This is a genomic window from Methylacidiphilum sp. Yel (assembly GCF_004421185.1).
In the GTDB taxonomy this organism is placed as follows: domain Bacteria; phylum Verrucomicrobiota; class Verrucomicrobiia; order Methylacidiphilales; family Methylacidiphilaceae; genus Methylacidiphilum.
On the sequence record NZ_LXQB01000011.1, the window covers coordinates 60,054 to 84,463 of the forward strand.

The 24,410-nt window shown below is 39.1% G+C and carries 21 protein-coding genes and 1 tRNA gene; 5 read left to right on the forward strand and 17 right to left on the reverse strand.

Features of this window, described 5'->3' with window-relative positions; all coding sequences use genetic code 11:
* Nucleotides 1-61: 61 nt before the first annotated feature.
* On the reverse strand, nt 62-469 hold the full coding sequence (locus A7Q09_RS01960) for a zinc ribbon domain-containing protein (protein ID WP_134389640.1): 408 nt from the start codon (nt 467-469) through the stop codon (nt 62-64).
* A 172-nt stretch (nt 470-641) separates the two neighbouring features.
* Between A7Q09_RS01960 and pckA the strand changes: the two genes are divergently transcribed.
* The gene (pckA, locus tag A7Q09_RS01965) at nt 642-2,195 is read left to right on the forward strand and encodes a phosphoenolpyruvate carboxykinase (ATP) (RefSeq protein ID WP_134389641.1); all 1,554 of its coding nucleotides are present in this window, start codon (nt 642-644) and stop codon (nt 2,193-2,195) included.
* A gap of 293 nt (nt 2,196-2,488) precedes the next feature.
* Here the strand turns inward: pckA and A7Q09_RS01970 are convergent, their stop codons facing one another.
* The 8 genes from A7Q09_RS01970 to atpD are packed head-to-tail and all read right to left on the reverse strand — an operon-like array spanning nt 2,489 to nt 8,790.
* On the reverse strand, nt 2,489-3,367 hold the full coding sequence (locus tag A7Q09_RS01970) for a FoF1 ATP synthase subunit gamma (RefSeq protein ID WP_134389642.1): 879 nt from the start codon (nt 3,365-3,367) through the stop codon (nt 2,489-2,491).
* Complete coding sequence (locus A7Q09_RS01975; RefSeq protein WP_134389643.1) at nt 3,364-4,878, reverse strand: F0F1 ATP synthase subunit alpha; 1,515 nt, start codon at nt 4,876-4,878, stop codon at nt 3,364-3,366. Before A7Q09_RS01975 ends, A7Q09_RS01970 begins: the two co-directional genes overlap by 4 nt.
* The gene (locus A7Q09_RS01980) at nt 4,875-5,621 is read right to left on the reverse strand and encodes a F0F1 ATP synthase subunit delta (protein ID WP_134389644.1); all 747 of its coding nucleotides are present in this window, start codon (nt 5,619-5,621) and stop codon (nt 4,875-4,877) included. The genes A7Q09_RS01975 and A7Q09_RS01980 overlap by 4 nt, the downstream gene beginning before the upstream one ends.
* Before the next feature lie 18 nt (nt 5,622-5,639).
* Entirely contained in the window at nt 5,640-5,906 is a 267-nt protein-coding gene (atpE, locus tag A7Q09_RS01985) for an ATP synthase F0 subunit C (protein WP_039721765.1), read from the reverse strand.
* Nucleotides 5,907-5,935: 29 nt separating this feature from the next.
* Nucleotides 5,936-6,589: a F0F1 ATP synthase subunit A gene (locus tag A7Q09_RS01990; RefSeq protein ID WP_134389645.1), complete on the reverse strand. Its 654-nt coding sequence runs from the start codon at nt 6,587-6,589 to the stop codon at nt 5,936-5,938.
* A 17-nt stretch (nt 6,590-6,606) separates the two neighbouring features.
* Entirely contained in the window at nt 6,607-6,885 is a 279-nt protein-coding gene (locus A7Q09_RS01995; protein ID WP_134389646.1) for an AtpZ/AtpI family protein, read from the reverse strand.
* Nucleotides 6,886-6,905: 20 nt separating this feature from the next.
* Entirely contained in the window at nt 6,906-7,313 is a 408-nt protein-coding gene (locus A7Q09_RS02000; protein ID WP_134389647.1) for a F0F1 ATP synthase subunit epsilon, read from the reverse strand.
* 13 nt (nt 7,314-7,326) lie between these two features.
* The gene (gene atpD / locus A7Q09_RS02005) at nt 7,327-8,790 is read right to left on the reverse strand and encodes a F0F1 ATP synthase subunit beta (RefSeq protein ID WP_134389648.1); all 1,464 of its coding nucleotides are present in this window, start codon (nt 8,788-8,790) and stop codon (nt 7,327-7,329) included.
* Nucleotides 8,791-8,881: 91 nt separating this feature from the next.
* Between atpD and A7Q09_RS02010 the strand changes: the two genes are divergently transcribed.
* From A7Q09_RS02010 to tatC, 3 genes are read left to right on the forward strand one after another with little or no spacing between them, the layout of a single operon-like run.
* Nucleotides 8,882-10,228, forward strand: coding sequence for a nicotinate phosphoribosyltransferase (locus tag A7Q09_RS02010; RefSeq protein ID WP_134389649.1), 1,347 nt, complete (start codon nt 8,882-8,884; stop codon nt 10,226-10,228).
* 59 nt (nt 10,229-10,287) lie between these two features.
* Nucleotides 10,288-10,983 carry an epoxyqueuosine reductase QueH gene (locus A7Q09_RS02015; RefSeq protein ID WP_134389650.1) on the forward strand — a complete coding sequence of 232 codons (696 nt, stop codon included), beginning with the start codon at nt 10,288-10,290 and terminating at the stop codon, nt 10,981-10,983.
* Nucleotides 10,984-10,994: 11 nt separating this feature from the next.
* Nucleotides 10,995-11,777, forward strand: coding sequence for a twin-arginine translocase subunit TatC (tatC, locus tag A7Q09_RS02020; RefSeq protein ID WP_134389651.1), 783 nt, complete (start codon nt 10,995-10,997; stop codon nt 11,775-11,777).
* Nucleotides 11,778-11,781: 4 nt separating this feature from the next.
* On the opposite strand, the gene A7Q09_RS02025 is transcribed toward tatC, so the two are convergent.
* The 4 genes from A7Q09_RS02025 to A7Q09_RS02040 form a co-directional block, all read right to left on the reverse strand.
* Nucleotides 11,782-12,078, reverse strand: a complete 297-nt coding sequence (locus A7Q09_RS02025; RefSeq protein ID WP_134389652.1) for a hypothetical protein — start codon at nt 12,076-12,078, stop codon at nt 11,782-11,784.
* Between the two features lie 63 nt (nt 12,079-12,141).
* Nucleotides 12,142-12,627, reverse strand: a complete 486-nt coding sequence (locus A7Q09_RS02030) for an HNH endonuclease signature motif containing protein (RefSeq protein WP_134389653.1) — start codon at nt 12,625-12,627, stop codon at nt 12,142-12,144.
* Nucleotides 12,628-13,231: 604 nt separating this feature from the next.
* On the reverse strand, nt 13,232-16,417 hold the full coding sequence (locus tag A7Q09_RS02035) for an exodeoxyribonuclease V subunit beta (protein ID WP_134389654.1): 3,186 nt from the start codon (nt 16,415-16,417) through the stop codon (nt 13,232-13,234).
* A gap of 2 nt (nt 16,418-16,419) precedes the next feature.
* Entirely contained in the window at nt 16,420-19,218 is a 2,799-nt protein-coding gene (locus A7Q09_RS02040) for a PD-(D/E)XK nuclease family protein (RefSeq protein WP_134389655.1), read from the reverse strand.
* A 143-nt stretch (nt 19,219-19,361) separates the two neighbouring features.
* On the opposite strand from A7Q09_RS02040, the gene A7Q09_RS02045 reads away from it, so the two are divergent.
* Nucleotides 19,362-19,434: transfer RNA gene (locus A7Q09_RS02045), tRNA-Gly, on the forward strand.
* 177 nt (nt 19,435-19,611) lie between these two features.
* Here A7Q09_RS02045 and A7Q09_RS02050 read toward each other — a convergent pair.
* The 4 genes from A7Q09_RS02050 to A7Q09_RS02065 all read right to left on the reverse strand — a co-directional run.
* Nucleotides 19,612-20,682: a hypothetical protein gene (locus A7Q09_RS02050; protein ID WP_134389656.1), complete on the reverse strand. Its 1,071-nt coding sequence runs from the start codon at nt 20,680-20,682 to the stop codon at nt 19,612-19,614.
* A 69-nt stretch (nt 20,683-20,751) separates the two neighbouring features.
* Nucleotides 20,752-21,657, reverse strand: coding sequence for a hypothetical protein (locus A7Q09_RS02055; protein ID WP_244228457.1), 906 nt, complete (start codon nt 21,655-21,657; stop codon nt 20,752-20,754).
* 1 nt (nt 21,658) lies between these two features.
* A complete protein-coding gene (locus A7Q09_RS02060) occupies nt 21,659-23,449 on the reverse strand; it encodes a tetratricopeptide repeat protein (protein ID WP_134389657.1) in 1,791 nt (596 codons plus the stop codon).
* Between the two features lie 295 nt (nt 23,450-23,744).
* The coding region (locus A7Q09_RS02065) for a hypothetical protein (RefSeq protein WP_244228458.1) at nt 23,745-24,410 on the reverse strand (666 nt) is incomplete at its 5' end.

Sequence of the window (24,410 nt, forward strand, 5' to 3'; positions counted from 1 at the left end):
TCAGAAACAAGTTCAAAATTTAAAAAAAGAGGCGTTTTAAATAAATTCAGCTACCCCAGCCCTAAAGGGCGGGGCTTGCGCCTAGCCTTACGGCTGAGACGATAGGCTGGCTGACAGCAGCCCGCCGGAAGTGGACATGCCGCCTCTGGGCAAGATATTGCCGAGCAATGTTGCGAGCCGCCTTTAGCTCGGCGTTCAGTTCAAAGCCGCAATTTCGGCACACAAAACCTGATTGTGTTTGGCAATTGTATCGGTGGGTATCCCCACAACACGAACACATTTGTGAGGTGTAGTCAGTACGGAGTGTCCAGTACGTCTCGTGATGCAATTTCACACCATTATTGCAACGCTTCTGCCAGCCAACAGCGCAGACAGCTTTGAAACAATCATCATACTCAGGGAGTATGCGCAAGAGGATTTCAGCCTGTTTGGTTGTAGGTTGTAGAAACAATCGGATTGTCCTCCTCATACTTCACATACTATCCTATTTTGCGAAGCGAGAGTAACAGCACTCCTCCCCATGCCTAAAGTAAGGGGTCTTGCGCGACGCTGTTGGCTGATGAGTTTTTATAAAGAACAATAAAAAAATATAAAAAATAGACTTTATTTCAAACCAAAATTTTTTTAGCTAGAGCTCATTCATGAACAAAGACAGTTTGTTTGAAATGATTCAATTAAAAAACGTTACCCAAATTTACTGGGATCTTTCTGTAGCTGAACTCTATGAACAGGCAATTAAACGCCATGAAGCTTTACTTTCAGCTTCAGGCTCTCTTGTCTTTCATACTGGTCAATACAAAGGAAGAACGCCTAAAGACAAATTTATCGTCAAAGATCAACAAACAACAGAACAGGTCGATTGGGGAAAGATTAATCAACCTTTTGATCCGCTTTCCTATAAACGGCTTAAAAGCAAGATACTTTCCTATCTTCAAGACAGAGATCTTTTTATCCAACGGTGCTATGCTTGCTCCAATCCAAACCATCGCATCAATCTTTGGATATTATCTGAAGGGCCTATCTATTCTCTTTTTTCCCGAAATTTATTCCTAGTTGAGAAAGATCCAGAAAAAAGAAAGCATCTGCTCCCTGACTTTATCCTTATCCACACTCCAGGCTTTAGGGCCGATCCTGAAACAGATAAAACACAGTCTGGCGCTTTTATTATTCTTAATTTCGATGAAAAAATGATTCTTATTGGCGGTACCGGTTATGCGGGAGAAATTAAGAAAGCTGTTTTTACTGTATTAAATTTTTTATTACCCCAGAAAGGGGTATTTCCAATGCACTGTTCTGCCAACTTCGGAAAGGATCCTCAGGACTCAGCCATTTTTTTTGGTCTTTCAGGGACCGGCAAAACGACTCTTTCTATTGATTCTACCAGAAAGTTGATTGGGGATGACGAACATGGGTGGGATGATAGCGGAGTATTTAATTTTGAAGGCGGCTGTTATGCGAAGGTCATTAGAATAAGTAAAGAAGGAGAACCAGAAATCTACCAAGCAGCCTTGCGTTTTGGAACTATCCTCGAAAATGTCATTATCAACCCACAAACCAGAGAAATAGATTTTAATGATGAATCCCTCACAGAAAACACTCGGGCCGCTTTCCCAATTGAATCTATTCCAAATGCTTCAAATCAACTTGCTGGCGGGCATCCTAAAAATATCATCATGCTTTGTTGCGATGCTTTTGGGGTGCTTCCTCCGGTAGCAAAACTCAATCCAGAACAAGCCATCTATTATTTTCTTCTTGGTTATACAGCTAAAATCGCGGGAACCGAAGCAGGAATACAAGAGCCAACAGCTGTTTTCAGTCCGTGTTTTGGTTCTCCCTTCCTTCCCCTCTCCCCAAAAACGTATGCAAGAATGTTTAAAGAGAAAATTGAAAAACACAAGCCCAATGTTTGGTTGTTAAATACGGGATGGACTGGAGGGGCATATGGCATTGGCAAAAGAATAGCTCTTGAAACTTCTCGTCGACTTGTTAGAGCTATTTTAAGTGGAGAATTAGCAAAGGCTGATTTTGTAGATGAGCAATACTTCCATTTTTCTATTCCCCAAAGTTGTTCGGATATACCAACTGAAATTCTTCATCCAAGTAAATCCTGGAAAGATTTATCCCAATACGAAAAAAAAGCAAGGGAACTGCAAGCGCTCTTTGCCCAAAATTACCATGCTCTTTCTCTTGCTTAATCTCTTTATTCTATTAGAGTGATATACATCCTGTCCATAGTTGAAGAGAAGATATTTTTAATTATGTCTTTTCTTGCAGGCATTTCCAAGCAGGCCTATGCCTCGACTCCACTGCCTCTTTTTCTTCCTATAGAGCAGAAAGGTAGCTTAAAGGGGACTCACTCAGTAGTCCTACATTTTTTTACAAAATCTCACCATTCTCCTCCTCCCAAAGAGGCTTTCTAAAAGAGCCACTCTTAGCAGAGATCGGCTTATAGCTCTTTTTAAGAGGCCCGTCAACCTATCGCTTAGAGCTAATTTTTCTTTTCTATCTTCTTTTTCAATGCCTCACTGCCCAAAAGGATAACTTCAATCTCTTCTGTGATTTCCTCTTGTCTAAGCCTATTAGCTTTTTTATTCAATTCTTCTACTTTCTTATCAAGCTGGTCCAATGCCGACTGCATATGTTCCATTCTTATTTTGCTTTCGGTCAACAGCGAAGAGTAAAAAGCAAAAAATAACCCAACCAGAAGAAAATTATCTACAAGATCTATAAAAAACTCTCTTGGATCTATATTAAGCAAGGGGGGTGGAGGCATTTTTTTTCTAGCAGCTTTGATTTTTTCTTCAGAAACAGGTATAGGGAGCAGAATTTTTCTTCTAATTTCGTAATTGTCGGGAAGATGGAAAAATACAGAGACTGAAGTGGGAGGTTCCTCTTGAATCAAAGACTTCCGTACGAGTTCTAAAAATTCAAAAATAAAGGGAGAGACTTCTTCTGCAACGCTTGGTCCTGAAACCGCTTTAATAATTTTTTGAAGGCCGCTGGCACGACTTTCCAGTTTGCTTCCTACTAAAATCAACCCATAGTGGTCAGGCAACATAGAAGATCTCTCCATATTTTCCCAATAGCTTGTCAGAGAAGAATTGAAGTCTCCACAAAATCCCCTTTCCGATCCAATTAAAATATACAGGGGTCTATCTATCTTAAGTGGCCGATTGAGAAGTTCTGGAAAGGAAGGGAAAAAATCATCGGCAGTATTCTGCAAGGCATCGACTGCTTGTTTTTGGCTTTCAAAATATTTGGCTATTTTTCTCTGTTCCACCAGAGCCATGTTCTTCATGGCCTTCATGATTTCGCCTATCTCTAGAAGTGCTCCACGATATTTAATTAAATCTCTACGCTTGCTCATGCCACTTTTTGTTCTGTTTGCTGAACTGTTGAACTGATAGAGTGAAAAGCTTCCTCTATTTCCTTTAGCCATTTTTCTCTTGGATCGTCTAGAACCAACGTAGTTGCTTTAAATTTCTTTAAGAGCTCTTCTTGAAAAACCCTCAAACTCTCAAAGGGAACATCATCGAACAATCCTTCATTAAAGGCAATTAACCAACAATATTCTTGTTCGGGTGAAATAGGAGAAAGCCTCTCCTGCTTAAGAAGCTCTCTTAAAATCCTGCCTTTTTTAATCTTTTTTTCTAGAGAGGCTTCAAGTTTTGTTCCAAATCGGGTAAAAACTTCAAGTTCTAAAAATTGCAAATAATCTAGTTTCATCCTACCTGCTTCTTTTCTTAAATGAGGATGCTGTGCAGCCCCTCCAATTCTTGAAACAGATCGGGTCACATCAATGGCAGGGAGAAATCCGGAGGAAAAAAGAAACTGTTCAAAATAAATCTGCCCATCGGTTATGGATATGAGATTAGTAGGAATATAGGCAGCAAGTTCTCCCTGTTGAGTTTCTACAATTGGTAAAGCCGTCATGCTCCCTCCTCCTTTTAATGGAGAAAGATGTGTAGAACGTTCCAGAAGTCTGGAGTGCAGGTAGAAAACATCACCTGGATAAGCTTCTCTGCCAGGTGGTCTGCGCAAAAGCAAGGACAACTCTCTGTAAGTTTGGGCATGAAGGCTTAAGTCATCATAAATCACAAGGGTATCTCTGCCTTTTTCCATCCATTCTTCAGCTATAGTGCAGGCAGCAAACGGAGCAATGTATTGAAGTCCTGGGAGTGAAGTCGCTTCAGCTACAACCACAGTGGTATAATCTAAAGCAGAGCATTCTTTTAGCGTATCAATCACATGGACGGCGGTTGATCTTTTTTGGCCAATAAGACAATAGACACAAAGAACATTTTTATCCTTTTGATTGGCAATGGTATCTAAAGCAAATGTTGTTTTCCCCAGCCCATTATCTCCAATTAGCAACTCCCTTTGTCCCTTTCCAATAGGAATCATTGCATCCACAATTTTATTGCCTGTATAAAGAGGTTCATTAACAAATTCTCTATCAATGATTGCAGGAGCTTTCACTTCTAGAAGCCGTTGTTTGGAAGTTAACGGTGGTCTTCCTCCATCTAGAGGATTACCTAAGGGGTCAATCACCCTACCAAGGAGCGAATCTCCAACAGGAACGCTTAGCCTACGGCCTGTCTTGTGGACAAGGGTTCCAGACATGATTTTTTCGGTTTGAATAAGCATCATGGCTCCTACCAGTTTTTCACTCAGGCTGTAAACAAGAGCCACACTGCCATCTTCACATTCCAGCAGATCATCGATTGCAGCCAAAGATAATCCATCAATCCAGGCTGTCCCATCACCAATAGCCACAACCCTACCAAATTCTTCCACCTTAGGTTCGAATTTGTATTGTTCCACCCAATGCGCCACTTTTTCAATAGGACTAAAAGAACCTTCTGAGCTTTGATTCATCTATTTTCCTCCTGGAGAAAAAACTCAAGTTCATCTTCAATGCTTGCTCGAGCTATCCAACTACCTATGATAATTCTTATTCCAGCCATGATTTTTTGATCTTGGACAAATTCAAATGAAAGCTCTGTTTTTGCAAGCTGCTCTAAAAGCTCTTTAAGTTTTCTTTTCGTTGCTTCTTCCACTGGATAAGCACTCTTAACGCAGACTGAATGGATCTCTTCTCTTTGGATTGTCTGCTGTATCAATTCAAGGGTTTGTTCTGGTAAGGAACGGAGTCTATCCAGGCAGAGCTCAATAAGCTTCTTTTCGACTGCTTCAGAAGCGAGTGTTGATAGAAAATGGGCAACAAACTTAGCTCCGATCTGAAGAGCCCTCCTTTCAGCTTCCATTTGCATGTCCAATTTTCTCTTCTCTTCTAACACTCTGTTCCTTTCATTCTCAAGCTCCAATGCTTTTTGATTTTCGGCTATTAATTGAGCTCTTTGTATTCTTAATTCCTCCTGAAGCTCTTCTTTTGCTTTCTTCTTTTCCTCTTCCCATAATTTTAGTCTATTTTCATAATCGGCTTTCAGCTTTTCTGCAGCTTCTTTGGCCTTTTGAGCTTCATTCCACATGGACGAAACGACTTCCTTTCTTTGCTTGATGAAGTTTAAGACTGGCTTATACAGGAATCTTTTGAGTAGCCAGACAAAAACAAGAAAGTTAAAAATCTGAAGAATGAAAGTCGTCGTATTCCAGTTCATTCTTTAACTTAAAACGGACTATTTGGTCAGATATTCAAGCATTGGACTTCGGAAAAGAACAATTAAAACAATAACCAACACGTAAATCGCCAGAGATTCAATCATAGCAAGGCCAATGAGCAACCAGCGAGTAATTGATTTCTCAAGTTCTGGTTGTCTTGCTATGGCTTCTAATGCCTTAGCAATGGCTATCCCCATGCCAAGTCCCGGACCTACGACTCCTAATCCTATAGCCAAGACGGCCATTGCAGTGACCAAAGTTGAAAATAACCCAATATTATTCATTTTTCCTCCTTTTTAGTTCGAAGTTTAATCTATTTTTCTTCTGCCAGTGCCTCCATGCCACTAGCAATATAAATCAAAGCCAGAATGCCAAAGATGTAAGCCTGGAGAATCGCTTCGATCAAATGTAACAACATAAAGCCCACTGGAGAAAGAAACCCTGCAAGAAGCAAAAGAATGCCAATGCCAATTTCCATGCTCGACATATTCCCATACAATCTAACAGCTAGCGTGATGGTACGGGTAATTTCGCTGATTATATGAAAAGGAAAAAACCAAAAAAAGGGGACAAAATATGTCTTTAAGTATGCCCAAAGCCCTTCAGCACGTATACCGTAGTATGGAACAGCAAAAAAAACGATACAGGCTAAGGCCGACGTTATCGAAAGATCTGCCGTAGGAGAATGAATCCCCGGAATAAGTCCGATAAGATTGCAAAGAAAGATGTAAATCCAAAGGGTCCCTATCAGAGGAAGTACGTCTTGAGGATTTTTAGGAATAGTATCATTTACAGTTTTTTCAATAAAGGAAATAAGCTCTTCTATCACTACTTGGAAATATCCAGGAGATTCCAATTTAAAACGACGAATAGACACAAATGAAAGGACCACTACAACGGCCATGATACTGATAGAACAGAGGGTAGACTCGCTTAAGAATTTTATGTTTAAAGGATCTGATTGCATCCTGGCCTCTTTTTAAATTAAATCTTGTTGCGTATAAAAACATACACATTCAATGCCCCTAGAATCACTCCTAGAATAATGAACGATATCGTCCAGTGTATCGCATAACCTGGAAGCTTTTCATCAAGCCATCTTCCTAGATAAGCGCCAATGATCACCGGGATTATAAATAGCACTCCAAGAGTTCCTAAAAAAGCCGTTTGCGACAAAAGAGTTGGCTTGAACTTTTGAGCTTTCTCTTTTTTTTCGACATCTTGTTGTATTTTTTCAACGAGTTTTTTTTTATCCTTTTCCATGCAGACTCTATAACCTAAAACTATTTAGGGGCTTCTTTTTGCATTTCCCACATTCTTTTGAGCATCTCCTTTTCAAGATTTTTAGCTCTTTCTCTCATCTCTTTTCTCTGCTGTTCTTCTATTTTTAATTCCCGCTCAAGATTTATGGAGATCTTCTGCATATCCTTATCCACAAAAAAATGAGGCGTGACTATCGAAAGGATATTCCTGCTAAAATGCAGGATGCCTCCAGACAAGGCAACATAAGTAGGGAGGGGATCATCAATAGTAAAAAACCAACAGAGCCCGAGCAGTAGGGAAGTCATAAAGGTTTGGTGTCTGGCCATGATCCCAAATTGGCCACTTCGATCAGAACCATGGAAAAGGGTGACGTTTTTGCATCTTAGTTCCTTAGTGGAATCAATCATAACAAGTTCGAAAGTTTGCATCAAAGATCCTACGCTATTTTTTCTTAAATTCGGCTTTTAAAGAACCTTTCATATAGCATTGATCTTCAGAAAGATGATCATAATCCCCATTAAGAAAAGCTTCACAGTCATCAAGGGTATCAGAGAGAGTGACACTGACCCCTGGAATACCTGTGTGTTCGGCTGTCGTAAAAAAGGGTTGAGTCAAATACCGCTGGATTTTTCTCGCTCTCAGGACAATCTGTTTGTCTTCTTTGGATAACTCTTCCATGCCAAGCAGATTAATGATATCTTCTAGTTCCTTATAACGGGAAAGATATTTTCTGACTTCCGAAGCAATAGTATAATGCCGTTGGCCAAGGAACTGTTTATCCATAATGCGACTAGTCGAAACCAGAGGATCAATGGCTGGATAAAACCCTTTGGCGGCTTGAGATCTTGAAAGAATAACTACCGTATCTAGATGAGATAAGATAGCCATCACTGCTGGATCCGTCATGTCATCGGCCGGGACATAAACAGCCTGAACAGCAGTTATGTTCCCAGTCTTTGTTGAGACGATCCTATCTTGAAGTTCAGCCACTTCAGAGAGTAAGGTTGGTTGATACCCTACCATCGCAGGCATCCTTCCCAGCAGCCCAGAAACTTCGCTTCCTGCCTGAACAAAACGGAATAGATTATCCATCAAAAAAAGAATCTCCGTTTGTAGTGTGTCTCTAAAATATTCTGCATAGCTTAAAGCCGTCAACCCTATCCTAAATCTGACCCCTGGAGACTCATCCATCTGACCAAAAGCCATAAGAGTTTGAGGCATCACACCCGCTTTCTGCATCTCCTTCCAGAGCTCATGGCCTTCCCGAATCCGTTCGCCCACCCCTGCAAAAACTGAAACTCCATGATGAATCAAACTCACTGCCTTCATGAATTCCATCATCAGAACAGTTTTTCCAACGCCAGCCCCTCCAAAGAGTCCAGTTTTTCCTCCTTTTACAAACGGACAGAGCAGATCAATTACTTTTATTCCAATCTCAAGAATCGATTTTGGACCTAAGGTATTATCCAAGGGAGGAGGATCAGAGAAAATATTCCGGTAGCTATCTGGTTCGATTGGCTCCAACCCATCAAGAGGCTCTCCAAAGATATTAACCAGCCTTCCTAGATATTTCTTTGATACGGGAATAGAAACGGCACATCCCGTATCATACACATCCATTCCCCGGCGTAATCCAGCTGTTGCATGTAGCGTTATCGCCCGCAGATGATGCTCATCGAGATGCTGATGGACTTCAAACACATAACTTTCGTGATCCAGATAAGTTTTTAAACAGCGGTGAAGAGGTGGTAAAATCTGACATTCTATATCAACTACCGGACCATGTACTTCAACCACTTTGCCGATAAGTTTTTCTGAAAAAGGCCACCCAGACTTCTTTGACGCTTGTTTTGGTTGTGAACTTTCTCTATCCCTTTGAGTCAAAGCGGGTTGAGGAGTCATCATAAAAAGTTAGTCAATAAATGAAACACGCTATCAAAAAATAGGGTTCGATTTAAATTATATCCATACAATAAACAACCAAAGACCCAAAACTATGAAAATAGAAAATAGTCTTCTTTTGACCGATCTGTACGAACTAACAATGATGCAAGGCTACTATTATCATAAAATGGAAGGAATGGCTTCCTTTGAATTTTTCGTTAGAAAGCTGCCAAAAAACAGGAATTTTCTTCTATTTGCTGGTTTAGAACAATTGTTAAATTTTGTAGAATCTGCCCATTTTGAAAAAGAAGAAATTGAGTGGTTAGCCCAACAAAACTTCCGGAGAGATTTTCTCAATTACCTCGAGAATTTTAGATTCAGCGGGGATATCTATGCAATGCAAGAAGGAACCATTTTTTTCCCTTTTGAACCTGTTCTAAGAGTCACAGCTCCCATTGCTCAAGCCCAATTATTAGAATCAAGGCTAATGAACATTATCCATTATCAAACACTCATAGCTTCCAAAGCGGTTCGCTTTGCATTAGTCGCTCCTGAGAAAAATCTTGTAGAGTTTGGCCTACGCCGGGCTCATGGCGCTGAGGCATCCATTTTTTCTGCTCGAGCAAGTTTCATTGCTGGCTTTAGCGGTACTTCTAATGTCCTAGCTGGCAAATTGTTCGAAATCCCCATACTAGGAACAATGGCGCATTCCTTTATCCAAGCGCATGATAAAGAAGAACAATCCTTCTTTGATTATGCGATGGCTAATCCTCAAAACGTCACATTACTTATTGATACTTACGATACAGAAAGAGCTGCAAAACTAGTTGTAAAGCTTGCTCCTAAATTAAAAGAAAAAGGCATTTCAATAGAAGCAGTCCGCTTGGATAGTGGGGATCTAGAGTTACTGTCAAAGCGGGTTCGGTCGATTTTAGATAGTGGAGGGCTCAAGGAAACGAAGATTTTTGCCAGCGGCAATCTTGATGAGTATAAACTAGAGGCTCTTATTAAATCTGGTGCTCCAATTAATGGCTTTGGTATTGGAACTTCTTTAGATACCTCCAGTGATGCTCCCTATCTTGATTGTGTCTATAAGCTTCAGGAATATGAAGGAAAACCTAGGAGAAAGCGATCGACAGGCAAAGCCACTTGGCCTGGGATCAAGCAAGTATTTCGATATTTTCATAAGAACGGTTCAATGCAAAAAGACCTAATCGGTCTAGCAACCGAAAGGTATCCAGCCGCTACTTTGTTGCATCCTGTGATGCGCAATGGAAAAAGAATTTATCCGAAGGAATCTCTCATTGAAATCCAAAAGAGAACAAAAGATAATCTTGCCAGGCTGCCTTCCGAAATTAAAACTTTAGAGCCTGCAAAAACGGCTTATCCTGTCGAATTTTCTCAGCCTCTTATCTCTTTAAGAGACCAACTAGAAAGAGAAGAACTACAGCCTGAATAAAAAATAATCGCTTCAAGAGGGTTGCAATCTCCCTATCTATAAGATTTGTTAGTTAGAATATGAAAAACTCATTTATCAGAGAAAAACTTGTACCTCCTGGAGGAGTGGACAAAGTTTTACTCCATTCTTGTTGTGCTCCTTGCTCAGCCGAAATAATGGATGCGATTATTGCCTCTGGGATTCATTTAACGGTGTTTTTTTATAACCCCAACATTCATCCACGCGTAGAATACGAAATCCGTAAAAATGAAAACATACGTTTTGCAAAGAAAAGGGGAATTGAGTTTATTGATGCCGATTACGATAAAGATCGTTGGTTTGAAAGAGTAAAAGGCCTTGAATGGGAACCTGAAAGAGGAAAGCGCTGCACAGTCTGCTTCGACATGAGAATGGAACGCACGGCACTCTATGCCTATGAACATGGATTTAAGGTTTTTAGTTCTAGCCTTGGAATTTCCAGATGGAAAGATTTCGATCAAGTGACTTCGGCTGGCAAAAGAGCGGCATCCCGCTATGGCTTGGAATATTGGAGCTATAACTGGAGAAAAAAAGGGGGATCAGAACGGATGATTTTAATTTCAAAAGAAGAAAATTTTTATCAACAACTCTATTGTGGATGTATCTATTCTCTCAGAGATACCAATCAGTGGCGATTGTCTAAAGGCAAACCAAAAATCACTTTCGGGAAAACCTTTTATGGCTTTGATTCAGAAGATTCTAATTCTTCTTCCAGTAGTATCCATCCACCTTCCTAAAATCTATCTCCATGAAAGCCCATGAGGAGAAACCTTTTCTTGAGCATTTAGAAGATCTAAGATGGGTCATCATCAAATCCCTAATGGCCTTGATGGGAGGAGCGATTATTTGCTTTGTTGAAACAAAACCCTTGATGGCTATTCTATTGAGACCCCTTAAAGCCGCTGGAGAGGATCCTCAAAAAGTTTTAAGAGTCTTAGGAGTAGTCGATCCATTAAGCGTCCAGCTCCAAATTAGTTTACTTGGTGGATTAGTATTGAGCCTTCCCTTTATTCTTTATTTTATCGCTGAATTCATCATCCCTGGACTTACTCCTTCAGAATTAAAACTGCTTTTTCCCATTTTCAGTGCTGGAGCCCTTCTCTTTGTCGGAGGCATTCTCTTTTCTTACTTTATACTCCTACCCCAAACGCTGCGCTTTTTTTCCACCTACAATCAATGGATGGGAATACAGACCGATTGGACACTTCAAAACTACGCAAATTTTGTTGTGCAAATGTTAGTGTCTTTTGGGCTTGCTTTTGAACTACCTCTGATTATTGTGCTATTGGGCCTTCTTGGTATATTAAATACTTCAACATTAATCCATTATAGAAGGCATGCAATCGTAGCAATTGTCATAGCTGCTGCCTGCATTACTCCTAGCTCAGATCCTTTAAGTCTTCTCTTTCTTTCTGTCCCCATGTATCTGCTTTACGAAGCTTCCCTTTTGGTTGTCAAAAGCATAGAATCAAAAAGGGGAATTTCCAAAAATCGGACGATAGAAAATAGAAAGGAAGAGCTGTTTTCTTAGTTCCTTATCCTAAATATTCAAGAGCATTATTTTTATTCCGCAGAATTATCGATCCTCCAGGGTTCAAAAGAATGGCTTGCACTCTCTTCTTGTCATCAAACTCCAAAATCAACTGCTCCTCATTTTCTAAAACTTTTTGGAGACCTTGCCCTGACTTAATTTCACCAGTGATAGCTCCTCTAATTTTTACTTGTAACGAAGAACCATCACTAAAATCAATGACTAAAAGGCCTTCTTTAAGCTCCGTTTTGGCTACTGTCCTGCCTGCAATAATTTGAGAGAGCTTTTTATTTAGTCCCATACGAATTAATTAATAACTTGGTTCATTCTTTCTAGAAAGCAAGAAAAGAGAGCAGCCAGCGGTTCACTTAGCCTTCCCTTCTGCCATATATTTTTTATAAGCTTCTATCCAATTAGTAGCAATTGCCCTTTGAGCTTCCTTTAAATCGACCACTCCAGCACAAACTAATTGGTGCAACTTATATTCCAGCTTGTCTTTAAGATAAGCGTTCCAGGGAAAGGTCCAATAAGATTGAGGCCATAGATTTTTTATTGAATTGGAGCCACCAAGTCCCAAAGGAATCAAATGATCTATCTCATAATGATGCTTACCAGGATGAATAATGCCATATCTCAAATATACCTTTCTTTTGAGTGCGTAGGGAACATCCCTGACAAGCTTTGCATAACCAGGAACGCAAATGTCCTCCTTTGTGACATCAAAAGTATCGCCCGGCGTCAACTTAGGATCGGGTAACAGAGGATCCTCAATAGCAAAAAGAGAAAAAGATAGGCTAAAAAAATAAAGGCATAAGCAAAGAAAAGCACCTTGGAAAAATCTTTTATTCATAAAATCTTTCTCCTTCTGTAATCCCTTTCTGTATCGATGTTGAGCTAAGTGAGTTTGGCCAGAATCACCATGTAAGCCTCAGCTTTGTACTCTAAATTTAGTCTGCAGGCGGCATGTTGGCTAACTCTCTCTATTCTATCAGCAGCCTAATGGAGAAATATTCCTCCTTTCTAAACCAGCGAATTACTCGGTCTTTCTGAAAAAGCTCGCAGGAGCTAGTCGAATAACAAAGTATAAGGGATCTCCCCTTTTGGCAAGAAGCTACAGAAACATAAAGTGGAGCGATACCGCCCCTCTTCCTCCTCGTGAAAAGAGGATAATTATCCCCAACGCCGCTAAAAACCGAAGACCTTGAGAGCATTTTTAGCTTTCTTGAACTGTCATATCTAGACCTATTAGCCACCTCCAATAAACCCTCTTTCCAGGCTGCCAAATCTGGAAATCTGGTTTCTTTCCAGAGTAGTCTGTTCGACCACCAAAAAAGCGGTATTTAGAAGTTTTGCTTCCAGCATCTTTGATATTCCTCAGAAGCAACGGGTCCTCAGCCAAGCAGCATCTACCAATCCAATGAAATGGTCTTCTTGGCATTGGACACAGCCGAATATCAAACATCCTGAAATAGTTCAATCATCTTCTTAAGATGCACCGAAACAAGAAATACTTTCACCTGAGAAGGTTCAATTTGCAAAAGTTTACAGAGGGCTTTTCGATAAAGCATAAGTTGACAGTGGTATTTTTTCGCCAGCTCATGCAGACCCTCTAGAGAAAAAACTAAATCAGTCTTAAAATCATAAATTTCACAGCTGATTCCTTTGTCTGACCCTACTTTCAGATGAACTCTATCAAATGAGCCTTTTATCCAAAGCCCCTCGACTTCAAGGCAAAAGTTTCTTTCTATCCAAATGTCAATATCCTCAGGCGGAGTAAATATTTTTCGAATCTCTGGAGTCTGCAAACACTCCAAAACATCTTGAAATGGATTTCTTTCTGTGTCTTTTCCTTTATATTCTAAGGCTAACTTTTGTAAAGATTGAACGAACGGATCGGTTAGTCTCTCTAGGCGTCCAAACAACCCGTGAATTTTTCGACCATACTCTTTATTCTTTTCTCTTTCTAAATTAAAAAGGAAAGAAAGACTTTTATTTTGAGTTTGCTTTTCAAATAATGAAGGAGAAATAAAATTGTCTCTTCGAATTGGTCTAGGCAAAAAGAGAAGATCCTGGCTTGAGCAACCGATGGAGGCTTTTTGGATTTGATTTCCTTTTTTTTCCTGCGGAATCCAATTTCTTTTACCCGATTCAAAAAGGGTAAGCAAAGGAAAATCATCAAAAAAATATTTTTCTTCTTCCTCTTTGCTATTCAATCCTTCTATGAGAAAATCTTGCCAATAAATTACTCTTTTTTTAGAAGATTTTTTCCATTCCCCTTCTTTCATTTCTCCAACAATATACAATCCTTGCCTAGCTCGAGTCATAGCGACGTAGAGAAGGGAGATTTTTTCTAACGCTTCTTCTCCTACCAGCTTTTTATATACAGCCTTCAAGTTTGGAACTTTTTCAATAACTTCTCTTTTAGGAAGGAAAAAAATTCTTTTTTCTTTTTCTGGCGACTGATACATAATAGGTTGGTCTCTAGGCTGATTCATCGCTATTTTATATGAGCCTTTGAGTTCAGTAATAAGGACAACATCAAATTCAAGTCCTTTGGCGCTATGTACTGTTCTTATTTGAATGGAAGAGGGATCATCACAAATCGGTATGGAATAGTTTTTAAAATAGTCTAAAAATAAATCGCAATCCCTGCTTCCGGTAGTATCGAAAGATTGACAAATTCGAAAAATCATAGCCATTCTCTCTTTATGAAAGTCATCCAATTGTATTTTTTTTTCTAAAACGGCAAAGAGCCAGGAAGCCACCTCCAAAAACCCTCCCATAAAAAGTTTTTCCCAAATATTTTTCCTCCACGATTCTTCTCTAAAAATGTCTCCCAGAGGGCTAGCCTGTAACCATCCTAAGGCCAAAGAATCGTTGGGATGAGCAATGGATTGAACCAAAGCAGAAAAAAATTTCGCTAATCTGTTATCTTTTCCTGGATATATTTTTCCTTCTAAGGAGACCTTAAGGGTAGAGCATGTAGATAAATAGTGAAAAATATCTGCTGCTTCCTTATTGGTTTGGACAAGTATGGCGCAACTTAACTTTTTTTCTTGTGGTTTGATTTCATCAATCAATAACCTTTTTATTGCTTCGAATCGAAGCATAGAGGTGTTAGTAACTACTTGCTCGGCTTGTTTTTCCTCTATTTCCTCATTGGAAGCATTTTCTAGGCTAAAATCCTTTTCTTTCGACGGTTCTTTGACACACAACAAACAACCATAACCCTCAAGCTTCCTCTCAAAACAATCTTGAATAGTCCACCTTTTTTTCCAGATTTCCACACATTCTGGGAAAAGCTCTTCAATCAGTTCAAAGTTTCCAAAAAGCCTATTGACCATATCCAGAATAGCCCCTGCAGATCTTCTTGAGCCTTTCAGCTCCTGCTTTTCCAAGTGAAAAAGAGAAACGATCGAATCAATTAACTCCCCACAGGCTCCTCTCCAACCATAAATGGATTGTTTTGGATCGCCGACACAGAAAAAAGATCGAGATCCATCATCGTTTTGTAAGAGTTCATCAACAAAAAGTTTGATCACTTTCCATTGTAACAGACTTGTATCCTGAAATTCATCGATTAAAAAATGGTCCCATTTTTTGTCCAGATTAAAAAAAAATGGGTTGGGTAGATCTAATCCAAAGGCTTCTAGGATAACCCTCGGCATATCCTCAAAAGAAAGAACCGCAGCTGTCTTTATCTTCTTGCGATAATGCCTATCATAGAGCTGTAGTAGTTGAGCAATGCCTCGAGTTCGTTCATGAGATTTTTCAAGAAAAAAAGCAATGGTTAGCTCTGCAAGCTTTCCCAATGACAGGGCTAAGGGAGAGCTAAGGTTATATTTTTTACGGTCTAAAGTCAACTGAAAGCATTGACGCAAATCAGGATCGTAAGCCTTTAAAAGATTTTGGTACAGTGTAGGAAAAGAACGGATATTTTTTTTCTGTTCATCCCACAGCCTCGTAGGGATTCCCTCGGTTTTCAATAAATTCTCGATATGAGCGATGAGAGAAAGAAAATCCTCATTTAGCGTTATTTCTTTGATATTATAGAAAAGATTTGGGGCTCCCCAATACTCTACTTGTGGAAAATCTTGAAAAAAAGGATAATATTTTTCTACCAATGCTAAATATTTGGAAAATACATTTTTAAGATCTTCTCCCCCAAATACTTGTTCGAATGCTTCCACAATAGAATCATCTAATGTTTCTGAATTTAGTACGTTCCAAAGGATTTCTTCACGAAGTTTTAATTGTTGGAAATCATCCAATAAAGAGAAGTTAACAAAGGTGGCTCTTTTCTCTGGTGGAATATGATTAAGGAGCTTATAGAAAAAGGAATCGATGGTTTCAAAATGAAGATAAGGTAAATGATCAATTAATGTTTTTAAGGTAAGAATTGCTTTTAAACGATGAGGAGAAACCAGCTTTTCTTCACAGGCTTCAGAAAGGATTTGCTGAGCTAGAATCGAGAATAGGCGATCAACTATTTCTTGCGCTGCTTTTCTTGTAAAAGTGATAATAACAACTGTAGTGGGTGGAATGCCCCTAAATAAAAGGTCAATGGCTCGCTTCACAAGCTTATAGGTTTTACCCACTCCAGCCGAAGCCAGTACAATCAAATGCCCTGGTTTTTCCATTTTTAAAACTCTGTCCTAGTAGAGCCAGAAAAAGAAGAAGCAGCAAAAAATTCTTCCGGATTCTTATCAAACCAAAAATCCCATGGAGCATACTGCCAGAGGACTGCCTTTGGGTTGGGAGGCCAGAATTTATTCTCTTTTATTGCTCTAATGATCCGACGGATGGCATCCATGCTTTCTTCTAAAAAATTGGACTTATCCTCTGGCCAAAACCATAACCGGCTGTTGTCTTCTACTTTAGACAGGAAATAAAAAGCAGCAAGGATATGTTTTCCTAATCCCATTGATTGGACCCCATAATAATAAGCAGGCAGTTGGAAATTTACCCAACGCCATCGTTTTCCCCCTGAAAAAAAATAGGCCTCGGCGGGAGGTTGCTCTTCTTTTCCTCCTCTTGAAATGGATAGATGACTGCTAAAAGGATCCTTCTTTATGCCCATGCCAAAAGTTTTGTAATCGATGATCACCACATTTTCCTCTCCTATGTAATCTATACGATCGATCCGTCCTCGAATGTTGAGTCCTTCTATTTGAAGTTCAAATTCCTTCTCTACATCGATAATCTCTGCTCCTTGGTTCCTCCAATCAGCTTGAAATAATGAGAAGGCCTTTAATCGCTGAGCTAATGCCTTTTGTTGAAGCTGAAGGCCAATAGTACGTTTTTTCCCAAACCTCTCAGTGAACTCTGCTTCCAGTTGTGACTCTAGAAAGGCATAAATTTGTTCTGGATCATTCCACCTCCTTGCTTCGGTATCTTTACCGAAAGCTCCTAAAACCTTATGTATTAGACTTCCAAAAACAGATTCATCCATTTCCCCTTTGGGTAGCGTGACTGGTTGCCAATGCATTTTATGCTTTAAATAAAAATAAAAGGGACAGTTTAAATAATCATTTAAGGCACTGACAGAAAGACTTTCTAAAGAGAAGGGCAGATCAAAGGGAATTTGTAACAGAAAACAACTTTTTGTTTTCGGCTTGGGACTGGTTTTGGAAGGAAGAGTTGTAAAAAGCAAAGCAGTTCGAGCAGCCAGTTCCTTTTCGTCAACTTTGAAAAGAAGTCTTGAAGGCAACAAATTTTCTCCTTCATGACTTGTTTTAGATAAAAAAATATCTATTCTGCCTCTTTTGCTGAGTCGCTCCACAAGAGTCTGAAGTATCACCATGTCTCTTGAAAGACGACTTTCTATGGTCTTCAGACCCAATTGCTTTCTGACCTTTTCGGTCAAAATACAATTAGACTCTAAAGCCTTTGGGATATCCCCTTCTTGGAAGCCAGCTAAAATAAGATAAGAGGCATCGTCATAGAGCAATTCTAGCCATCCTTTAAGTTCTAATTTCTGGCCTTCTTCGGTTAAAAACAGCCTTTCTTCCTTCATTGCCTCTAGAAACAGGGATAAAAAGGCTTCACAGCTAGAAAAAATATTAAAAGAAGCCAAACGGTTAAACTGATTGAGAGATCCAACAAGAAAAGCACTAAATTTTTCCAATTGTTCATCTAAAAGCGAAGAGAAATTTTCTATGGCTTCAGAGAAAAAACTTAAAAGGGCTTTGGGCCAATGTTTCGATTGGAGTTTGACAAGAAAGTCATTCAAAAGCAAAAAGGCTTCTTTGAACGAATCCTCAGAAGGATTCCTTTCTATAAAATCACTTAGAGTGGATGGAATATAGGCATTGACAAAAGCATCAAGGTTGCCCAAAAACGCATCGGCTTGATCCTGTTGTTTTATTTGAAGCCAGGCATAAAACAACGGATTGCGGACAAACTTTGTTATGGTTGCTAGAGAAGGCTCTTTGAGTATTTCTTTCAAAAGGAAAAAAAAATCGAAAAAGGGGCTCTCGACATAAGAAAGTCCAGAAAAATTAAAAAATGGAATGCATTTTTGCTTCAACTGGAAAGTAAGCAGCTTAGTCAATTGATTTCTGCATATTCCAATTGTTGTAGCTTCGTTGCTGTTCACAGTAGAAACAAGCTCAATGATTTCCTCAACCATTGCCGTTTCATCCGCATGCAAATGAATACATTGCTCTGGTAGAGCTAAGACTGTTTGCTGCCAAAGGCTTTCCAGTGGCCTGCCTTTGGCATCAAAATACTGAGAATATTTTTCTGTTACGGGAAGCAGCACATCAGCAGTTGATGGTTCTTTCAACTTTTCAAGAAACTGCAATGCCAAAGGATGAGGATCAAGACAGCCTGCAATGACTACTTTTTCAATCTTTGAAGGAAGTTTTGGATTTTTTAATAACTGCTGTTTGCGCCAAAAAGGATCGATAAAACCTAATCGATCCATTCTTTCTAAATATATCGATTCCAGCACGCCAATCTCTTCGAAAAAATTATCTTCCACAAAAGCCGCTAGATCTTTCAAAACCAAAGATTTCTCTGCTAGTTCTTCTTGTGTTTTGCTAAGAATTGTTGCAAAAGAAAGAAGACTTTCAAAGTCTCTATTTTCTTTTAACCATTGCCCACAGCTCCCTTTTTCAATAGCTTCAACCAATGCATTGATCCAAAAGATCTTCTTTTGCAAAGGAGTAGGTTCGACTTTATGATCAAGTTGATAATCCGGATGATTCTCAAAAAGACCCATGGGGGTGATGATGATGGGAGAAAGAAAACTATCCCCAAGACGCATCTTAAGGGCCCGATGAAGCATTTTCCCAGATAGGGTAGTAGGAACGATCACAAGACAGTCTGAAAGGTCAAAAAATCCAAAAGAATTTTTACTATTTTGAGAAGTAATCCACTGAGCAACAAGAAGAGGGAAAGGATCCTGCCAACCAAGGAAATGGCATTCAAAATCCATTTTTTAATTCTAACTATTTACTGTTGCGACTACCAGTAAAAAGATATCTAGGAAAAATCAAACAAAGGAATAGACTTAAAACTTGATTTTTTAATGCTTCCGCCTCATTTTTAGACTACTTATCTTTTTTTAAAATAGAAACTGCGGGTGTAGCTCAGTTGGCAGAGCGCAACCTTGCCAAGGTTGACGTCGCGGGTTCAAATCCCGTCACCCGCTCATTCTCTAATGCACTCTCCAATCCTAACCCTAGACGGCTATCCCCCAATACCTCTTAAAGCTATTTGCTAGCGTATGAGAATAAAAATAATTACCATTCGAATAACCAAATCCCTAGATAGAGCCTAAGAAAAATTGCTCAAGAAAGCTTCTCTATCGAGGATCGAACATTCTGCTTTACTTTTTAGAAATGATATAAAGTAAGGCCGTATCCAAAATCATCCAGAGGAGAGATAAGATAAGGACAATTTCCACAGCAATAAAGAAATTCGTCGCAATAAATTCCCTGGCAGAATTATAAGATTGTTCGACCCTATCCAACTTCACTTTTACCGCCGAAGCAATATCATCGATATCAAATTCCTTTTCTACATATTTATAAATCGTTCGTAGATGCCAATCGGATGCTATCTGGTTTACATTAGCAAAAACCGAATAGATTGATTCAACAATTGAAAGCTTATCTTGCACAAAATTCATGCCTTCTTCAGAAAATTTCTGATATCTTTGCGGCATCATCCAAAATTTATACCAAGGAGGCAGATGAGCTAGAATAGATTGCACTTTATCCAGTTCTCTATCCAATAAAAAATTATAAGAAAGTAAATTCCAATAAAGAGCATATACCAACCGTATAATGTTCAAGATTACTTGAGATTCGTAAGAAGAAATGACAGCTCCGAACCGTTTAATCAAAATTAGTTCATTTTCATAATAGCCAAAATTGATTAGCTTTTCATTTTCCATAACAAATTGGGATAAGCTATCGTAATTGGCTTCACCAGATACTATGCCATAAAGTTTCTTGTAATGCTGTTCTAGAAATTTTTCTGCGTCTTTTACACTCCCTGGTTCTAAAGAAAATACAGGAAATAGATCTAATTCCTCCAGCCGATAGACATACTGATAACTGGCAAAGACCTTAGCTTGCTCAATCAAACTGTTGACAAAAGTTTTAACCCAAGACAATATGCCCATTGAACCCACACTGATCGATTTCACTTCCGTTGCAAAGAATGTGAGAAAACCCATTTCGGCTTCCATTGGAAAAGATACTTCAATTAGACCAACACCAAACTTATAGATTTGGGTAACCACTTGAGCTTTTGCCGTCATTTTGTCTTTAAAGGCAATAAGTTGCGTGGTTCTTGCTGAAATTTCTTTGACTATTCTATTAGCTTCCTCGCCTCCAAACTCAAGTTCTAAGCCTAAATCAAAAGGAATAAGAATGGAAACCTCCGATTTCATAATTGAAAATAACAACAGGAGTTCTAAAAATATACTCCAGTATAAAGAAAAATGGAAAAGCAATTGTAGTTACAAATCTAGGGGTAATTTGCCTTTCCAGCAGAAGACAGTGACAGAGAAAAGCTCCAGGGCAAAAGGCAAATAACCGAGATATCCTAAAAGAGGCATTTCAAATATTGGGAAAAACCCCAAAAAGGGAATATGATAGACCCATCTGGGATCTGAATTCCAATTCCATGTTTCCCAACATAATCCACAAATTAAGACGCCAATAGCCAAAGAGATAACTGCTCTCCATTCACCTTGATTTAAATCGCCAAAAAGAATCGATCTTTTTTTAAACTTCGCATTGAGTGGTTCTGTTAAAAAGAAGAGAAAAATCCAGCATAAAGGATAAAATATATGAGGAAAACATAAAAGAAGCAGAAGAAAGCCTAAGCCTAAAACAAAAATCAATCCTTTGGAAGGGACAGAAATTGCAGGACCCTTTTTTAAATTTTCAATCCATCTCCAATGCCTAACCCATTCAGAAGTGGTCAAAACAGCGGGTATAACGGTAGAAAAATTCAAAGAGGCAAACAAAAAATAACTAATAGGTCCAAACTTGTGAGAGCCTACATACTCCCAATTTTGCATTCTGAGATTTATCCCTTCGAATAGCCACCAGAAAGGAATAGACAATAAAAAGAAAAAAAGATAAGAAAATCCAGCCCTTGTCAGAGGAGATACTCCTCTTTTGATGACTAACATGCCATCGATCGTTAAAATGTATCCAACCCACAAAAAGAAAAAGAAATAATGGGTTCGAGCTCCTTCGAGGGTCTCATTCATAATCCAAGAAAAAGCCAAGAGGATGATTCCAATATAAAAATGGATCGCAGCCACAGCTTTAGCGCACTCCACTTTCATCTTTAAAAAACAAGAATTTAAAAAAAAAACCACAAAACCAATCAAAGGATCGCTATTGGTCTGCACACTACCGGCTCATTGTAGCCATCTTAAATCTTATTTGCTGGGCAAGACGAGGATCCATACCTTCTAATTTTGACAAATCCTTATCCCTCTGGCTATAATCATGGAGATGATTTTCAAGAAAAACGAGATTGATTAATGGTCGAATATCACCAGGGAGGGATTTCTCAGCTAACCGCCACGCTTCAATTGCTTCAGGATAAAGGTGGAGTTCTTGATAGAGACAACCCAAGTTATACCATCCTATGCCAAAATCTGGATCTAGATTTACAGCTTCTTTGTATGCATTCATCGCTACCAATCTTTCTCCTGCTCTCTGACTGAGGACACCAAAATTAAACCATCCGTCTCGATCTTTTGGATTTAATTCTATGACGCGCATAAAACAAGCCCGAGCAAACTTTTCCTGCTCCATTTTCAACAACACAAGACCAAGGTTATACCACACGGCTCCATTTGTAGGCTCCAAAAGACTCAGTTCCGTATAGGCTTCAGAAGCCTGCTCCCATTTGGAAAGTTCTCTATAAGAATCAGCCATTCCTACCCATGCCCGTATAGATTGTGGATTTAATTTTGCCGCTTTTGTAAAGGCACTGATAGATTGTTCCCAGTGATGCATTTTTTGATAGATTTCACCCATTAAAATCCAGGCGCTAACATGCCTGGGCCGATTTTCCACATAACTTTTCAGTTCTTCTACCGCTTTCTCGTATTGTCCAATTTTATACAAACATATTCCTAAAGGATAAGCAATTTCCTTCGAAAGGGCCCCTTCTTCTCGTGCCTGAAGCAATGCATCAATAGCGGGATTCCACTCCTTCCTCCCAATTAATATTTGGGCAAATAAAATCGAATAATGATAATCAGAGGAATTCATGGCAATAGCTTTTCTGGCAGCAAAATCTGCCTTATCCCATAAAGATAACCTTAAATAATTTGCTGAGGCAGCGGCCCAGGCGACATCTAATTTTGGGTAGAGTTGAATCAAAATATCAGCGTTCTTTTCGATCTCATTTTTTTGAGTTCCCTGCCATAAATTTCTCCAATAAGTAGAAGAGGAGAGCAAGGGATTTTGCTCCCCTTTTTTCCTAATCGCTTCTAAGTTTTCTTGCCAAAAGGCAAACTCAACAAGCCGATCTGCTTTATTTAAGATTTCTAAAGGACCATCCAGCACTCTTACCCTAACTAAACTATTTTGAATGTCGATCCAATCAACAATTCCAATAGTTTGTCCTTTTTCATTAATGATGGGGCTACCAAGCAACACGCTAGCGGTCGGGCCTGTAAAAAAAAGATGCTCGTTATCTTTCTCTGGCATTTCTTTTGGAACATATTTTGCAATTCTTCTAGGTTCTTCAGAGGTAGGGATAGGAATGTAAAATTCATTTCCACCATTCACAGGCCAACTTTCTCTCGAAACAATTCTTAGCGCCGAAAGGGATTTGCCTTCGACTTGAAGCAAGAGAAAATTTTTTTCTGGATCCTTCACAATCCATCCAACATATTGTACAGGTCGAAAATCCCATCTCTTTACTTCTTTAATCTTCCCTTCCCCATTAAAACTATCAGATAAGGTCAGCACTTTCCCATCCGCGGATAGAACTATGCCTCTGATCCAATGAGTCATTCCATTGGAATCGGATAGAGAGAAATCGACAATTCTTGAGGTCCAAAAATCAGAGTCAAAAGATGATTCTTCTTCTGACTTCAGGGTTGAAAAAGATAAGAAGCTCAAAACGAGATAAAAAGAAAAAAAATAGGGCCAAGCATCAATACGAAAACAGGATAGTTTCACAACACACTATTCGGGGATGAAAATTTATACCCATATAAACAAAGCCAATTTAAAAATAAAGAAAAACTTATTATTAAAATTAAAAGAATGAATCGAACTATTTTTGGTTTTCCATCCAACTATAAAGTGCGCAAGTATATCCTTATGGGAGAAGAAGGTGGCGTTTAATAATTTCTCTGGGGTAGCCGCCTACCAAAACAGTCTTATCCACTTTTCACATATCAGACAAAAGAAAAGGATAAAGAATTTGCTCATTTACTACAAAAAATTTTGCCAAAGTGCTTAGAGCAAGCTACTATCCCTTTCGATGTGAATCCAATAATGGCCCAACAGCGTGAACAATCTTTTCGAGGGCAGGCCGTAAAGCATTGATATAATCTTCATTAAAGTCTCGATACCCATCATAAAGCCAAACGTGGGCTCTTTGAACATTCCCAAAGGAACCAAGGTGAATGGCTTTGGATGCTTTTGAAGGATAATAGTCAGCAAAAAGTCGAACCACGACGTCGGTAGCAGCATTCGTACCAATAAAAGAATATCGCCAGCGACCTAAATCAACCCTTAGAATTGGTATGCCTTCCTTAGCCTGACTAAGTTTATCGATCCTCTTAACCTCCAAAGAAGGATAAGCTTTTTTAAAGGCAGTAATCATTTCTTGATAAAGAATATCCCTTTGTGAAAGATAATCATACCTCGATAAAACAAACTCCGGCGGCCTGTTAAACCATGCTTCATGAACCACTAAAACATATAAGGCTTTGTCGTTTGCGCTCTTTGAAGGTTTTCCTTTGCTTTCGGGGAAAACATCAAAGAGAAAAACAAAAAAGAATAACAGCAAAAATAGATTTCTCATCCCATAATCATTATAAATCACGCTACTGGTTCTGGCTCTATTATTGACATCCTCCCCATGCCTAAAGGCAGGGGATTCCTGGAGATAACTGACCAGATTTAGCCAGGG

Excerpts from the sequence above, each read along its gene's own strand:
- A7Q09_RS01975 (WP_134389643.1), bottom strand. The coding sequence starts at position 4,878 with ATGAATCAAAGCTCAGAAGGTTCTTTTAGTCCTATTGAAAAAGTGGCG.
- A7Q09_RS01990 (WP_134389645.1), bottom strand. The coding sequence starts at position 6,589 with ATGCAATCAGATCCTTTAAACATAAAATTCTTAAGCGAGTCTACCCTC.
- A7Q09_RS02030 (WP_134389653.1), bottom strand. The coding sequence starts at position 12,627 with ATGAATAAAAGATTTTTCCAAGGTGCTTTTCTTTGCTTATGCCTTTAT.
- A7Q09_RS02025 (WP_134389652.1), bottom strand. The coding sequence starts at position 12,078 with ATGGGACTAAATAAAAAGCTCTCTCAAATTATTGCAGGCAGGACAGTA.
- A7Q09_RS02015 (WP_134389650.1), top strand. The coding sequence starts at position 10,288 with ATGAAAAACTCATTTATCAGAGAAAAACTTGTACCTCCTGGAGGAGTG.
- A7Q09_RS02000 (WP_134389647.1), bottom strand. The coding sequence starts at position 7,313 with ATGCAAACTTTCGAACTTGTTATGATTGATTCCACTAAGGAACTAAGA.
- tatC (WP_134389651.1), top strand. The coding sequence starts at position 10,995 with ATGAAAGCCCATGAGGAGAAACCTTTTCTTGAGCATTTAGAAGATCTA.
- A7Q09_RS01970 (WP_134389642.1), bottom strand. The coding sequence starts at position 3,367 with ATGAGCAAGCGTAGAGATTTAATTAAATATCGTGGAGCACTTCTAGAG.
- A7Q09_RS02040 (WP_134389655.1), bottom strand. The coding sequence starts at position 19,218 with ATGGATTTTGAATGCCATTTCCTTGGTTGGCAGGATCCTTTCCCTCTT.
- A7Q09_RS02050 (WP_134389656.1), bottom strand. The coding sequence starts at position 20,682 with ATGAAATCGGAGGTTTCCATTCTTATTCCTTTTGATTTAGGCTTAGAA.
- A7Q09_RS01995 (WP_134389646.1), bottom strand. The coding sequence starts at position 6,885 with ATGGAAAAGGATAAAAAAAAACTCGTTGAAAAAATACAACAAGATGTC.
- A7Q09_RS01960 (WP_134389640.1), bottom strand. The coding sequence starts at position 469 with ATGAGGAGGACAATCCGATTGTTTCTACAACCTACAACCAAACAGGCT.
- A7Q09_RS02035 (WP_134389654.1), bottom strand. The coding sequence starts at position 16,417 with ATGGAAAAACCAGGGCATTTGATTGTACTGGCTTCGGCTGGAGTGGGT.
- pckA (WP_134389641.1), top strand. The coding sequence starts at position 642 with ATGAACAAAGACAGTTTGTTTGAAATGATTCAATTAAAAAACGTTACC.
- A7Q09_RS01980 (WP_134389644.1), bottom strand. The coding sequence starts at position 5,621 with ATGAACTGGAATACGACGACTTTCATTCTTCAGATTTTTAACTTTCTT.
- A7Q09_RS02010 (WP_134389649.1), top strand. The coding sequence starts at position 8,882 with ATGAAAATAGAAAATAGTCTTCTTTTGACCGATCTGTACGAACTAACA.
- atpE (WP_039721765.1), bottom strand. The coding sequence starts at position 5,906 with ATGAATAATATTGGGTTATTTTCAACTTTGGTCACTGCAATGGCCGTC.
- atpD (WP_134389648.1), bottom strand. The coding sequence starts at position 8,790 with ATGATGACTCCTCAACCCGCTTTGACTCAAAGGGATAGAGAAAGTTCA.